The organism is Achromobacter aegrifaciens (genome assembly GCF_902859965.1).
In the GTDB taxonomy this organism is placed as follows: domain Bacteria; phylum Pseudomonadota; class Gammaproteobacteria; order Burkholderiales; family Burkholderiaceae_B; genus Achromobacter; species Achromobacter aegrifaciens.
In genome coordinates this window covers 185600-199820 of record NZ_CADIKO010000002.1, presented here as the reverse complement: position 1 = coordinate 199820, position 14221 = coordinate 185600, and the positions used below count along the sequence as shown (strand labels likewise).

Sequence of the window (14221 nt, the reverse complement as noted above, 5' to 3'; positions counted from 1 at the left end):
AAGCCCCAGATGAACGCTCCCCTGCCCCTGCCCTCCATCGCGCCCGCCGCCCCCTCGTCGATCGCCGACGCGCTCGGCGCCAAGAGCGCGCCTGTAAACAACAAGAAGGGCCCCAGCTTCTCCGACGTGCTGGCCCAGCAGCGTCCCGCGCAACAACGCCCCAACCAGGCCGCCGACTCGCGCCCCGCGAACAACGGCGCCAAGACGCCGGCTGATGGCAAGACATCCAGCGACCCAGCCGCCCGCGCCGAAGGCGCCGCCGCCGGCGCCATCGACGAGGCGGTGCAAGCCGCCGCGCAGGCCGAGGCAGGCGCACTCGCCGTTGCGGCCACGCAACCCGCGGTCATACTCCCGCAGCAAGCCCTCGAAATCGCGGCCCAGGCCGCAGAACAAGTGCAGCTCGCGCGCGGCAACGCCACCGCTGCCGCCGCAGCGATGAGCAGCGGCGCCGCCGTTCTGACCGCCGCATTGAATGCCGCCGACGCGGCACCTGCGACGCAGGCGCAGGCCGCTGCCATCGCAGCCTCTGGCGCTGTCGGCCTGACCGCTCCGCAGGCAGAGGCTGCCGCCGCGCTGGCCGCCCGCGAGGCAGAAATCGCCGTACCGGTCGTCACCGCGGCAGCCAAGCCCGGCACTGACGCCGCGGCCGTCGCGCAAACGCCGGTCCGCACCCCGGCCGCTACCGCGCCCGTCAAGGCCGAAACGCCGCGACTCGCTGCGGAGGTCGCGCTGCCCCGTCCCGCGCGCGACGCACGCCCCGCCGCGGACCATGGCACCATGCCAGAACAGACCGACGAGACCCCTGCCCTGGCCAGCGCGCAACAGCAATTCCAGGCGCCCCAGCATGGCGCCTCGGCCCAGGACCATCTGGCCCAGGCGCTTGCCGCAGCCGCGCAGCGTCCTGCCGCCGCTCCCATTGCAAACCCCGCAGCAGTCGCCGCACCGGTCGTGCCGGTCGTGCTGCAAGTCGCCACTCCCGTCGGCGGCACCCACTGGGGCACGGAGCTCGGCCAACAGGTCGTCATGATGAGCCACAACGCGCGCCAAGGCATGCAAACTGCCGAACTGCGCCTCGATCCGCCCGATCTCGGCCCGCTGCGCGTCAGCCTGAACCTGTCGGACGGCGTCGCCAGCGCTTCGTTCGTGTCGGCCCACGCCTCGGTGCGCCAGGCGATCGAAACCGCCATCCCGCAACTGCAGCACGCGCTGGCCCAGGCCGGCATCTCGCTGGGCCAGACCAGCGTGGGTGAACAAGCCGCCCAACAGGAGTTCGCGCAACAAGGCGGCAACGGCTCGCAACGCCATGCCGGAGGCGCCCAGACTGGCGCCGAAGCCGTGGCTGAAGCACCGGCTGCGGTAACGGCCCCGCGCAACGCCAACGCGCTGGTGGACACCTTCGCCTGACAAAGCAACGCATCGCTCCCGGCCACGGCTGCGGGCGGTGCAGCAATAGCTTGAGATACGCGGCTTTCGCCCTGTTTTTCGCCTCCAAGCGGAAGCGGCATTTGGGGCAGAATGCTTTCATCCACTAAGAACCCGTTTTCATCAGCGGCAAAACACGCATCGACACCGAGATGGCGACTTCCAAACCTTCACCCATGCCTGCGCGCGGCGCGCCTTCTTCCCGCTCCGGCGGCATGGGCCGTATTCTTCGCCCCTTGCTGGCAATCCTGGTCCTGCTCATCGTTGCCGCGGCCAGCGCCGGCGCAACCTGGTTCATCACCCAACGCATGCAGCCGCAGAACAGCGCAACCGTGCAGCTCGGCGTCGGTCAGGTGCCGGCAGGGCAACCTGGCCAACCCGGTCAGCCCGGCCAACCCGAACAAGGCCCGCAAGCAGCCCCGACCACCTTTGTCGCGCCGCCGGCCAACCCGGTCGCCGTGCCCGCGCCGATCTTCGTGCCGATCGAACCCTTCACCGTCACGCTGCAGAATCCTGATACGGAACGCATCATGCACGTGGGCCTGACGTTGCGCGTCAGCGACGAACAAACCCGCACGCGCCTCGAAAAGTACATGCCTGAAGTGCGCAGCCGCATCCTGATGGTGCTGTCGTCGCAATCGCCCACCGGCGTACAGACTCAGCAAGGCAAGACCGACATGGCCAACGCCATCAAGCAGGCCGTGAATCGCCCCTTCTCGCCCCTGCCGGACGGCCAGTACGTCACCGACGTACTGTACACGGCGTTCGTGGTGCAATAAGCATGGCCTACGAGGCATTTCTTTCGCAGGACGAGGTTGATGCGCTGTTGGCGGGCGTCACCGGCGAAAGCGACAGCAAAGCTAGCGCCACGGACCCGAACGCCGGCGCCCGCGCCTACGACCTGAGCTCGCCCGAGCGCGTCGTGCGCCGCCGCATGCAGACGCTGGAGCTCATCAACGAGCGTTTCGCCCGCCAGATGCGCCACGTGCTGCTGAACTTCATGCGCCGCAGCGCCGACATCACCGTAGGTTCGATCAAGATCCAAAAATACGCGGATTTCGAACGCAACCTGCCCGTGCCGAGCAATCTGAACATGATTCAGATGAAGCCCCTGCGCGGCACGGCCCTCTTCACCTATGACCCGAACCTGGTGTTCCTGGTCATCGACAGCCTGTTCGGCGGCGATGGCCGCTACCACACGCGTGTCGAAGGCCGCGACTTCACCACGACTGAACAGCGCATCATCCGGCGCCTGCTCAACCTGACCCTGGAAAGCTACGGCAAGTCCTGGGATCCCGTCTATCCGATCGAATTCGAGTACGTGCGTTCGGAGATGCACACCAAGTTCGCCAGCATCACCGGCAACAATGAAGTGGTGGTCGTCACCTCGTTCCACATCGAATTCGGCGCGACCGGCGGCGACCTGAACATCTGCCTGCCCTATTCCATGATCGAACCGGTGCGCGATCTGCTGACGCGCCCGCTGCAGGAAACCACGCTCGAAGAAGTGGACCAGCGCTGGGCGCAGCAGCTCTCGCGCCAGGTACGTAGCGCCGACATCGACGTGGTAGCGGAATTTGCCCGCATCCCCTCGTCGATCCGCGAACTGATGAGCCTGAAGGTCGGTGACGTCCTCCCCGTGACCGTACCCGAAACCATAGTCGCCAGCGTCGACGGCGTGCCGCTGATGGAATGCGGCTACGGCGTCTTCAACGGCCAGTACGCCCTGCGCGTACAGAACATGTTTACCCACGATACAGAATCCAACGAGGCCTCTGACCATGACTGACAAGAACGAGCCCGGTACCGGCTCGTCCCCGGCCGACGACTGGGCCGACGCGCTCGCCGAACAATCCCGCGCCAATCCGCCCACCCAGGCCGACGGCCTGAAGCCCCAGGACGACTGGGCGGCCGCCATGGCCGAGCAGACCAGTGCGGCGGCACCGGCTGCCGCGCCGGCCCCCGCAGCGGCGGCGCCTGCCGCTCCTGCCGCAGCCGCCCAATCTGCCGCCCAATCCGTATTCAAACCCCTGGCCGGCGCCACCGGCGGCGCGGGCGCGGATATCGACCTGATCATGGACGTACCCGTCCAGCTGACGGTCGAGCTCGGTCGCACCCGCCTGACCATCAAGAACCTGCTCCAGCTGGGTCAGGGCTCCGTGGTCGAGCTGGACGGCCTGGCAGGCGAGCCGATGGACATCTTCGTCAACGGCTACCTGATCGCCCAGGGCGAAGTCGTGGTCGTGGAAGACAAGTACGGCATCCGCCTGACCGACATCATCACGCCGTCCGAGCGGATCAACCGCTTGAACAACCGCCGCTGACCCTGGCGCCATGGACGATACCGCCCTCCTGCGCGTCGTTGCCGGCCTGATCCTGGTCGTGGCCGCCATCCTGGCCTCGGCCTGGCTGGCGCGCCGCGCCGGGCTGACACAACGCGGCGGCGGCAACCTGCTGCGGCAGGTCGCAAGCCTGCCCGTCGGTCCGCGCCAGAGCATCGTGGTGGTGGAAGTCGAGAATACCTGGCTGGTGGTGGGCGTCGGCCCGAACCAGCTCAATACCCTGCATACCCTGCCCGCCGGCCAGTTGCCGGAGGCTTCGACCTTGCCCGCGGCCGCCTTCGCGGCCAAGCTGGGCCAGGCGCTCAAGCGCCGCTAGCGCTGCAGCGCCCTCCAAGCGACACCCATGAGTTTGCCCACAAGCACGACACTCGTCCGCGCCCGGCCCGGCGCACTGCACCTGCTCGGCGCCGCCGCCCTGCTGGGCCTCACCCTGTTTCCCGCGGGTGTCGTCGCGCAGGCCACCTTGCCAGCGCTGACCGCCACGCCGGGTCCGAACGGTTCCGAAACCTATTCGCTCAGCATGCAGACCTTGCTGCTGATGACGTCGCTGTCGTTCCTGCCTGCCGCGCTGCTGATGATGACGGGCTTCACCCGCATCATCATCGTGCTGGGCCTGCTGCGCAGCGCCATGGGCACGGCCATGTCGCCGCCCAACCACGTGCTGATCGGCCTGGCGCTGTTCCTGACCTTCTATACGATGTCGCCGGTGTTCGACAAGATCTACACCGACGCCTACAAGCCGCTGTCCGAAGGCTCGATCCAGTTCGAGGCGGCCGTCGAGCGCGCCGCCGCGCCGCTGCGTACCTTCATGTTGCACCAGACGCGCGAAAACGATCTGTCGCTGTTCGCCAACCTGGCCAAGCAGCCGGCACTGGAAGACCCTACTCAGGTGCCCCTGCGCATCCTGGTGCCGGCGTTCATCACCAGCGAACTCAAGACCGCGTTCCAGATCGGCTTCACCATCTTCATCCCCTTTCTCATCATCGACCTGGTCGTCGCCAGCGTACTGATGGCGCTGGGCATGATGATGGTGCCGCCAGTGACGGTAGCCCTGCCCTTCAAGCTGATGCTTTTCGTGCTGGCCGACGGCTGGAACCTGCTCATGGGCTCCCTGGCCCAAAGCTTCTACCAATAACGCCAGGAGGAAAATCGCCATGACCGCCGAAACCGTCATGACCATGACCTACCAGGCGATGAAGATCGTGCTGGCGATGGCCGGGCCCTTGCTGCTCGTGACGCTGGTGGTCGGCCTGGTCATCAGCATCTTCCAGGCCGCCACGCAGATCAACGAAATGACGCTGTCGTTCATTCCCAAGCTGCTGGCCATGTGCGGCGTGCTGGTGCTGCTGGGCCCCTGGCTTATCGGCGTCATGGTCGACTACATACGGCAGCTGATCGGCCAGATCCCCATGCTGGTGTCCTGAGCGGCACCCGCCGCCGGACACCGGACTTTTCCCATGATCGCCTTCACGCTCGAGCAGCTCAACGGCTGGATCGGCCAGTTTCTCTGGCCGTTCGTGCGCATCCTGGCGCTCGTGGGCACCGCCCCGCTGTTCTCCGAATCGCTGATACCCATCAAGGTAAAGGTCGGGCTGTCCTTCGTCCTGGCCGTCGCCATCAGTCCAGCGCTCGATCCCGTGCCGCCCATTGCGCCCGGTTCGTTTACCGGGCTGTGGATGGTCATGCAGCAAGTGCTGATCGGCATCTCGCTGGGCTTCACGATGCGCCTGGTGTTCGCCGCCGTGCAGACCGCCGGCGAATTCGTCGGCCTGCAGATGGGCCTGTCGTTCGCCTCGTTCTTCGACCCGGCTTCCGGCGCCAACACCGCGGTGCTGTCGCGCCTGTTCAACATCATCGCGATGTTGACTTTTCTGGCCCTGGACGGCCATCTGCTGGTCCTGGCTGCGCTGGTTCGCTCTTTCGACACCTTGCCCGTCGCCATGATCCAGTTGCATCAGAACGGCTTTGGCGTGGTGGTGGAATGGGGCAAGACCATATTCGTATCGGGCCTGTTGCTGGCCCTGCCCCTGATCTGCGCGCTGCTGACCATCAACCTGGCCATGGGCATCCTGAACCGCGCGGCGCAGCAGCTGTCAGTGTTCTCTATCGGCTTTCCCGTAACGCTCATCATCGGCGTCACCATTCTGACGGTCGTGCTGCCGCACGCCGGGCCGTTCCTGGAATCGCTGTTCGAATCTGGGCTCACGGCGATGAGCCGGGTCGCCGACGCTCTGGCGGGCAAATAGGACTGGACTGGTAGTGGTGGATGCCGGGCGGTGCGTGACACCGCCCGTTTCCGTTTACTGCTGCCCGGTAAGGCGGAACACCCGGATCGTCTCGCGCAGCGCGCCGGATTGGTTGCCCAGCTGCATCACGGCGCCACCCAGATCCTGAACCAGCGCGGTGTTCTGCACCGTCATCACGTCCATCTGCGACACCGCCGTATCCACCTGCTCGATGCCGCTGGACTGTTCCTGCGAAGCCTGCGAGATCTCGCCGATGATGTCGGTGACACGATGCACGGCGGCCACGATGTCCTGCATCGTCGCGCCCGCCTGCTCGGCCTGCTGGGAGCCTTCGGTCACGCGCTCCACCGAGTCTTCGATCAGGCCCTTGATCTCTTTGGCTGCCTGCGCGCTCTTCTGCGCCAGGCTGCGGACCTCGCCCGCCACCACCGCGAAGCCCTTGCCGGACTCCCCGGCGCGGGCCGCTTCCACGGCGGCGTTCAGGGCCAGGATGTTGGTCTGGAACGCGATGCCTTCGATGATGCTGACGATATCGGCGATCTTGCGGGAGCTGTCCGAAATGCCGTGCATGGTGCTGACCACCTGCCCGACCGCCACGCCGCCCTTGCGCGCCACTTCCATGCTGCTGGCCGCAAGCTGGTTGGCCTGACGCGCGTTGTCGGCGTTCTGCCGCACCGTGGACGTCAGCTGTTCCATGCTGGCCGCGGTCTGCTGCAAGGACGCCGCCTGGCCTTCGGTACGACCCGCGAGTTCCTGGTTGCCGCGCGCGATATGCGCTGCGGCATGGGTCGTGCCTTCAATGCCGCGATACACGTCCTGTGCAATCCCGATCAGGCTCTTGCGCATCACTTCCAGCGAGAACTTCAAACTTCCGACTTCATCGTCGGAATCCGCCACGATCTGCGTGGTCAGATTGCCCGCGGCCACCTGACGCGCCATATTGGCGGCATCCACCATCGGATCCAGCAGCGAGCGCGACAGGCGCCAGCCCATGCCAAAGATGGCGATGACGCCCAGCGCAATGGCCGCGCAGCCAACGCTCGCGCCCAAGGTGCCCAGTTCCGCCCAATTGGCCCGCAGGCCGTAAATGCCCGCGCCAGCCATGATTGCGGATGACAGCAGCGCGTGGCGCAGCATGCGGCTGCGGACATTGCGCCGGAATGGAAATGCCAGCACGTCCACGCCGCGCCGCCAGCCCGCCCGCACGGGACGCCCGCGCAGGATGCGCACGCCCTTGGCCGTGCCCTCGCGAATTCGGGCATACAAATCCTCAGCCATTTCGATCTGTTCTTCGGAGGGGCGCACCCGTACCGAGGAATACGCCACGACCTCGCCGTTTTCGACGATGGGCGTTGCATTGGCCAGCACCCAGTAGTAACCGCCGTCCTTGCGCCGATTCTTCACCAGGCCCAGCCACGACTCTCCGGCCTGCAGCGTTTCCCACAGGTCTTCGTAGGCTTCGGGCGGCATGTCGGGATGGCGCACGATGTTGTGCGGTTTGCCGATGAGTTCTTCGCGGGAGAAACCGCTGACTTCGACAAAAGCCGGGTTCGCATAGACGATCCGGCCCTTGGTATCAGTACGCGAGATCAGGTATTGATCCTCGCGCAGCTTGGTTTCTACATTGTGGACGGGTAGGTTGACGCGCACAGCTTGCCTCCGGATACATCATGTCGAGCAGCGAATGGATATCGGCGAGCAAACCGGATCTGACGCCCCGCATAGACGTGTTCCCCCGCCAGGTTCGTCAGGCTCCGGGACGGCATGGCCCCGCATTTTCGAACACTGTTCACCGCCCTTTTCAGGCGTTATTGTTGTTAACGACCAAATTTTCGAAAACTTAACGTGCGCATGAATTTGCGCACGCCAAGGCGCAAAGCATATGGACCGCGGCCGCGCATCAGCGCGGCCGCGGTCCTGTTACTGACGTCAGACGACGGGCATCAAGCCTGCGTCAGCGTCGGCGCGGCGTAACCGCCTGACAACTGGTGCGCAGGAACTTCGATCACTTCGCCCGTGTTGATCTTGAACACGGCCACTGCTTCGGCCAGGCGCTGCGCCTGCTCCTGCAGCGAACCCGCGGCCGCGGCCGCCTCTTCCACCAGCGCCGCGTTCTGCTGCGTCACCTCGTCCATCTGCGACACGGCACGGTTCACCTGGTCGATGCCGCTGGACTGCTCTTCGGAAGCGGCCGAGATCTCGCCCATGATGTCCGTCACGCGCTTCACCGAGGCCACGATCTCCTGCATCGTGGCACCCGCACGCTCTACCTGCTGCGAGCCCGCGCCGACCTTGCTCACCGAATCCTCGATCAGGCCCTTGATTTCCTTGGCCGCCTGGGCGCTGCGCTGCGCCAGCGAGCGCACTTCGCCCGCCACCACCGCAAAGCCCTTGCCCTGCTCACCCGCGCGCGCTGCTTCCACCGCCGCATTCAGCGCCAGGATGTTGGTCTGGAAGGCAATGCCGTCGATCACCGACACGATCTCGGAGATCTTGCGCGAGCTGGCCGAAATGCCTTGCATCGTGCTGACCACTTCCGACACCGCCGAACCGCCGCGCTCGGCCACGTCGGACGCGCTGGCCGCCAACTGGTTAGCCTGGCGCGCATTGTCCGCGTTCTGCTTCACGGTCGACGCAAGTTCTTCCATCGACGCCGCGGTTTCCTCCAGCGAAGCCGCCTGCTCTTCCGTGCGGCTGGACAGATCCGTATTGCCGGCCGAGATTTCGCGCGAACCCACGGTGATTTCGTCCACGCCGCTGCGCACGGCAGATACGGTACGGGTCAGGCTTTCCTGCATGCGCTTGAGCGCGGCGAACAACTGGCCGATCTCATTGTGCGAACGCACTTCCACGCGGCTGGTGAGGTCTCCAGCCGCGATCTTGTCGAAGTGCTGGCCGGCTTCCACCAAGGGGCGCACCACCAGGCGGCCGAACACCAGACGCGCCAGAATCATCAGCAGCACAGCCAGGCCGACCGCGACACCCACCGCCACCATGGCGAGGTTGAAATTGGCTTCGGCCTTTTCGATCGTGGCTTGCTGCTGGTCACCGATGTACTTGCCAAACTCGCTGAGCGCCTCGATGAAGGCTGCGCTGCGCGGCGTGCCGTACTCGTTGTTCACCATGTAGAAGGTGGAATAGTCTTCGCTGCGCAGGGCTTCGACCATGGTATCCACGCCGTCGTCGATGTAGGAACGATAACGACGGACCAGGTTCATGGACAGCTGGCGGCCCGTATCGTCCTGCAGCATGTTCTTCTGGAAATCGGCGAAACGGCTGCGCACGCCGGTCAGCAGGTCCGTGGCGCCCTTCAAGGCCGCCGCGGCATCGCGGGCCGAGTTCTCGCCGCTGCCCCAGCCGGATTCCTGCAGGTGGCGCGCGGCGACCATCAAGGCAACCCGCGCGCGCAACATGTCGCTGTTGATCACTTCGACCTGCTTCGAACGTTCGGTCAGTGCATTGACCTCGCGAATCGACTCATAGTTGTTCTGCAGGAAATACGCGGCCAGACCGCCCACCGCCGCGATCAACACGGCGAAGAACGCCATGACCCACAGCAACATGGTGCCGACGCGGGCATCGCGCAACCGCAGCTTGCGCTTCACCTTGGGTGCGCGCGCGGCCTTCTTCTTGCCGACCTTTCCGGACTTCGTACCGGACTCGAGACTCGCTTCCATATTATTTCCCCATCCCTCAGGAACTACTCTGACCAAATAAAAAACCACCCGATGGACATGCCTTGTTACACGAGACATGCACTCCGGGCGACGTACATCGCGGCTCGCGCCGCGATGCTCCCCGCTGGACTACAGGGCGCTATTTGCCCTGAGGCTGCAATCCGGCCGGTTCACCCGGACCCGGTATGTAGATGGTCTGCACCTCGGGGGCCGCGGCGGGCGGCGCCATGTCCTGACGCAAGTCAGGCATAGGCGCGGGTCCCAGCAGCTTCTGGCGTTCCCAGGGTTCCAGCAAGATATTGGTGCTGTCGACGAGGCGCAGCAGTCGGCCGTCCGGACCGAATTGCAGCAGCGCTTCCTTGCGGCTGTACAAGCCGTCCGCGACGAAGGTGATTTTGAAGGCCCAGAGCGCGAGCAGCGTACCGTCGGTCTGCTTGTAGAGTTTGTCGGGCGGGGCGGTCAGTGCACGTGAAGCCTCTTCCAGCGTCGTTTGCCCAGGGGTCAAGGTCGACAGCTTGTCCGGGTCGAAATTGTGCCCGGACGCCGCGCAGCCGACCAGAAGAACCGCCACCACGGCCGTCGCCAGAAGATGTATATAGCCTCGCATACCCTACCCATTTACCGGCAACGCCGGTGTCAGAAAGATTCCCAGTCGTCATCCGCAGGCGCTGATCGGCGGCCAGCCGTCGCGGCGGGCTTGGCCGCCGGTGCAGCAGCCGGACGTACCGTGGGACGGCGCAGCGGCCGCGCCGCTGTCGCCCCTTCAGCCGCAGCCGGCTTGGTCCGGGTGGAATGCGTCAAGCGCACGGCCGGCACTGCCTTGGCCTCCGCCGCGGGTGCGTCCGCCTGCGCTGCGGGCGCGACCGGGGCGGCCACGCGCGCCGCCGGACGTTGAGCCGCCAACTGATGCGCGGGGACTTCGATCACTTCGCCCGCATTGACCTTGAACACAGCCACTGCTTCGGCCAGGCGTTCCGCCTGTTCCTGCAGCGAACCCGCGGCCGCGGCAGCCTCTTCCACCAGCGCCGCGTTCTGCTGCGTCACCTCGTCCATCTGCGACACGGCACGGTTGACCTGGTCGATGCCGCTGGACTGTTCCTCGGAAGCGGCCGAGATCTCGCCCATGATGTCCGTCACGCGCTTCACCGAGGCCACGATCTCCTGCATCGTCGAGCCGGCGCGCTCCACCTGCTCCGAACCCGCGCCGACCTTGGACACGGAATCCTCGATCAGGCCCTTGATTTCCTTGGCCGCCTGGGCGCTGCGCTGCGCCAGCGAGCGCACTTCGCCCGCCACCACGGCAAAACCCTTGCCCTGCTCACCCGCGCGGGCCGCTTCTACCGCCGCATTCAGCGCCAGGATGTTGGTCTGGAAGGCAATGCCATCGATCACCGACACGATCTCGGAGATCTTGCGCGAACTGGCCGAGATTTCCTGCATGGTATTGACCACTTCCGACACCGCCGAACCGCCGCGCTCGGCCACGTCGGACGCGCTGGCCGCCAGCTGGTTGGCCTGGCGCGCGTTGTCCGCATTCTGCTTCACGGTCGATGCCAGTTGCTCCATCGAAGCCGCGGTTTCCTCAAGCGAAGCGGCCTGTTCTTCCGTGCGGCTGGACAGGTCCGTATTGCCGGCGGAAATCTCGCGCGAGCCCACGTTGATCTCGTCCACGCCACGGCGCACCGCAGATACGGTACGAGTCAGGCTTTCCTGCATGCGCTTGACCGCAGCCATCAACGTGCCGATCTCGTTGGTCGAGGTCACGTCTACGCGGACGGTCAGATCACCGCCGGCGATCTTGTCGAAGCTGTCGCTGACAGCGCGCAAAGGCCGCAGAACGACACGATTCATGAACAGGAAGGCGCCCAGCCATACCGCCACGATCAGCACCGCCAACGCGGCGTACACCATGGCCATCGTCGCCGCCTGCGAGCGCGAGGACGACACCATCTCTTCGCTGTAGGAGGTAATGTCTTTGGCGAATTCGCCCAGTTGTTTCGAGAACGCCCCGCTCGCGGCGCCGGCCCTGGTGTTTTTCAAATCCAGGTAAGCCGCCGAATCGCCCTTGTCCAACGCCGACATCATGGCTTGCAATGCGTCTGCAAAGCCGTTGAACGAGGAAAGAAGGTCACCCTCGGCGCTCTTGCCTACCGCCGTGGTCTTCGGGATGGCCTTGAAGGTCTCCATCTTCTTCTTGGCGTCGGCGACCAGCTGTTGCACCGTACGGGTGTTCTCGCTGGCGCCATTGGCGTCGCCCGTGGCCCGCTGCGCGGCAGCGATGTCGGCGCGTATGGTCGCGCGCAGCATCTGCGTGTAAGCGTCCTTGATCAGATTCGCCTGCTGTACGCTCAAGCTATCCAGTGCATTGATCGCCTCGGAGTTGGAACGCATGCTGTTCCAGCCCAGAACGATGGAAACCAGCGCTGCCAGCGCTACGGCCAACTGGGCAAGCATCAAGCCCGTACGCACCTTCAGATTGCTAAACATTTCCGTATATTCCGGTAGTCGTCCCGGCGGCACTCTTGCCGCCAGGCCGTAAATAGGGGGGTAGCTTTACTGCCTGTGCTGCGCTGACGGATCCCTCCGTCAGAAAGACTCCCAATCGTCATCCGCCGCAGGCGTTGGGCGCCGGCTGGAGGCTGGCGCCGCAGGCGCGGCATCCTTGGCGCTCGCCGGGCGACTGGCTGGCCGGCGTAGCGGACGAACGGTGGTGGCCGCTTCCGGCGCTGGCTTGGGCCGGGCGACCTGAGTCAGGCGTGGCGCAGGCGCCGCCTTGGGTGCAGGTTCCGCCGGCTGAGGCGCTTCGGCGTTAGCGGGTTCGGCGGGCACCTTGCCTGCCGCAGCCTGCGGCTGTGTGGGCGGCGCCGGCATGCGGGGCGCGCTGCGTTGCGATGCCAATTGCTGCGCGGGGACTTCGATCACTTCGCCCGCATTGATCTTGAACACGGCCACTGCTTCGGCCAGGCGCTGCGCCTGTTCCTGCAGGGAACCCGCGGCCGCGGCCGCTTCTTCCACCAGCGCCGCGTTCTGCTGCGTCACCTCGTCCATCTGCGATACGGCACGGTTCACCTGGTCGATGCCGCTGGACTGTTCCTCGGACGCCGCCGAGATCTCGCCCATGATGTCGGTCACCCGCTTCACCGAGGCCACGATCTCCTGCATCGTCGACCCTGCGCGCTCCACCTGCTGCGAGCCCGCGCTGACCTTGGTCACGGAATCCTCGATCAGGCCCTTGATTTCCTTGGCCGCCTGGGCGCTGCGCTGCGCCAACGAGCGCACTTCGCCCGCCACCACCGCAAAGCCCTTGCCCTGCTCACCCGCGCGCGCCGCTTCCACCGCCGCATTCAGCGCCAGGATGTTGGTCTGGAAGGCAATGCCGTCGATCACCGACACGATCTCGGAGATCTTGCGCGAGCTGGCCGAAATGCCTTGCATCGTGCTGACCACTTCCGACACCGCAGAACCGCCGCGCTCGGCCACATCGGACGCGCTGGCCGCCAGCTGATTGGCCTGGCGCGCATTGTCCGCGTTCTGCTTCACGGTCGACGCAAGTTCTTCCATCGACGCCGCGGTTTCCTCCAGCGAGGCCGCCTGCTGCTCGGTGCGGCTGGACAGGTCCGTGTTGCCGGCGGAAATCTCGCGCGAGCCCACGTTGATCTCGTCCACGCCACGGCGCACCAGCGCCACGGTGCGGGTCAGGCTTTCCTGCATACGCTTGATAGCGCCAAACAATTGGCCAATCTCGTTGGCGCTGCGCACGTCGATGCGACCGGTGAAATCGCCGCCCGAGATCTTTTCAAAATGGTCGCCCGCTTCCCGCAACGGGCGCAGCACGGTCCGGCTGATGAACAGCCAGCAGCCCAATGCCAAGGCCAGGGAGATCGCCAACATGACTATCGTGACCGTGCGCGAAACGCCGTGGGCCGCTTCGGCCTGCACCACCAGCTCATCGGTGCTGGAGTCGATATGCGCCAGCACGCCGCCGACGGCCTCTCTCAGAGCCGTGTTCGCCGCGCTTCCCGCGTCGTTCAGATCCAGGTAGTCCTGCACGGCCATGGTCGACAACGCGGCCGCCTGACGCCTGACCACGTCGCTGAACTGCTTGTAGGCGCCTTCCAGCTTTTGATTCAAAGCCTCCGAGCCTTCCAGGCGCGGTGCCTTGCGGTATGCGTCCAGCGCCTGAGCGCCTTCCTGCATCAAACCTTCGGCGCGCTTGGCCTGCGAAGTCGCCTGTTCGGTCTTTCCTTGCTGCAGATCCATCAGCGACGTCGCCAACAGCAAGCGGCCGCGCAGGAACAGGATGTAGGCCCGGTTCAGCTGCGAGGCCTGCGTGGAATAGGCGTCGTTGACCCGCTCCAGCTTCTCATTGCTCGAGTTCAGCCCCATCCACGCCACGCCATTTGAGATGAACATGGCGCCCGTGAAGAGCAGCAACACCAGAACGAGACAGGTGCGGACTTTCAAGTTGACAAGCATGGAATATCCGAGCGTTAAGCAATGTGAAACGACTATTTCCTACTCTGCACGCACACAC

At 65.4% G+C, this 14221-nt stretch carries 13 protein-coding genes; 8 read left to right on the top strand and 5 right to left on the bottom strand.

What is annotated here, in order from left to right; all coding sequences use genetic code 11:
* The first annotated feature begins 9 nt into the window (after positions 1 to 9).
* From HV793_RS12120 to fliR, 8 genes are all read left to right on the top strand, one after another.
* Complete coding sequence (locus tag HV793_RS12120) at positions 10 to 1404, top strand: flagellar hook-length control protein FliK (RefSeq protein ID WP_175213237.1); 1395 nt, start codon at positions 10 to 12, stop codon at positions 1402 to 1404.
* 170 nt (positions 1405 to 1574) lie between these two features.
* Positions 1575 to 2201: a flagellar basal body-associated protein FliL gene (gene fliL / locus HV793_RS12115; RefSeq protein WP_054456689.1), complete on the top strand. Its 627-nt coding sequence runs from the start codon at positions 1575 to 1577 to the stop codon at positions 2199 to 2201.
* 2 nt (positions 2202 to 2203) lie between these two features.
* Positions 2204 to 3211 (top strand): flagellar motor switch protein FliM, encoded by a 1008-nt coding sequence (gene fliM, locus HV793_RS12110; protein ID WP_119452079.1) that lies wholly within the window; start codon positions 2204 to 2206, stop codon positions 3209 to 3211.
* A complete protein-coding gene (gene fliN, locus HV793_RS12105; protein WP_175180793.1) occupies positions 3204 to 3746 on the top strand; it encodes a flagellar motor switch protein FliN in 543 nt (180 codons plus the stop codon). The genes fliM and fliN overlap by 8 nt, the downstream gene beginning before the upstream one ends.
* Before the next feature lie 10 nt (positions 3747 to 3756).
* A complete protein-coding gene (gene fliO, locus HV793_RS12100) occupies positions 3757 to 4080 on the top strand; it encodes a flagellar biosynthetic protein FliO (protein WP_054456686.1) in 324 nt (107 codons plus the stop codon).
* A gap of 27 nt (positions 4081 to 4107) precedes the next feature.
* The gene (gene fliP, locus HV793_RS12095; protein WP_166738293.1) at positions 4108 to 4899 is read left to right on the top strand and encodes a flagellar type III secretion system pore protein FliP; all 792 of its coding nucleotides are present in this window, start codon (positions 4108 to 4110) and stop codon (positions 4897 to 4899) included.
* 19 nt (positions 4900 to 4918) lie between these two features.
* Positions 4919 to 5188 carry a flagellar biosynthesis protein FliQ gene (gene fliQ, locus HV793_RS12090; RefSeq protein WP_008163193.1) on the top strand — a complete coding sequence of 90 codons (270 nt, stop codon included), beginning with the start codon at positions 4919 to 4921 and terminating at the stop codon, positions 5186 to 5188.
* A gap of 33 nt (positions 5189 to 5221) precedes the next feature.
* On the top strand, positions 5222 to 6010 hold the full coding sequence (fliR, locus tag HV793_RS12085) for a flagellar biosynthetic protein FliR (protein ID WP_054456684.1): 789 nt from the start codon (positions 5222 to 5224) through the stop codon (positions 6008 to 6010).
* Between the two features lie 54 nt (positions 6011 to 6064).
* On the opposite strand, the gene HV793_RS12080 is transcribed toward fliR, so the two are convergent.
* From HV793_RS12080 to HV793_RS12060, 5 genes are all read right to left on the bottom strand, one after another.
* The gene (locus HV793_RS12080; protein ID WP_054456683.1) at positions 6065 to 7660 is read right to left on the bottom strand and encodes a methyl-accepting chemotaxis protein; all 1596 of its coding nucleotides are present in this window, start codon (positions 7658 to 7660) and stop codon (positions 6065 to 6067) included.
* A gap of 293 nt (positions 7661 to 7953) precedes the next feature.
* On the bottom strand, positions 7954 to 9687 hold the full coding sequence (locus HV793_RS12075; protein WP_054456682.1) for a methyl-accepting chemotaxis protein: 1734 nt from the start codon (positions 9685 to 9687) through the stop codon (positions 7954 to 7956).
* Between the two features lie 139 nt (positions 9688 to 9826).
* Positions 9827 to 10294, bottom strand: a complete 468-nt coding sequence (locus tag HV793_RS12070) for a hypothetical protein (RefSeq protein WP_054456681.1) — start codon at positions 10292 to 10294, stop codon at positions 9827 to 9829.
* 29 nt (positions 10295 to 10323) lie between these two features.
* Positions 10324 to 12174: a methyl-accepting chemotaxis protein gene (locus HV793_RS12065; protein ID WP_175213236.1), complete on the bottom strand. Its 1851-nt coding sequence runs from the start codon at positions 12172 to 12174 to the stop codon at positions 10324 to 10326.
* Positions 12175 to 12273: 99 nt separating this feature from the next.
* Positions 12274 to 14163: a methyl-accepting chemotaxis protein gene (locus HV793_RS12060; protein WP_175213235.1), complete on the bottom strand. Its 1890-nt coding sequence runs from the start codon at positions 14161 to 14163 to the stop codon at positions 12274 to 12276.
* Positions 14164 to 14221 lie beyond the last annotated feature (58 nt).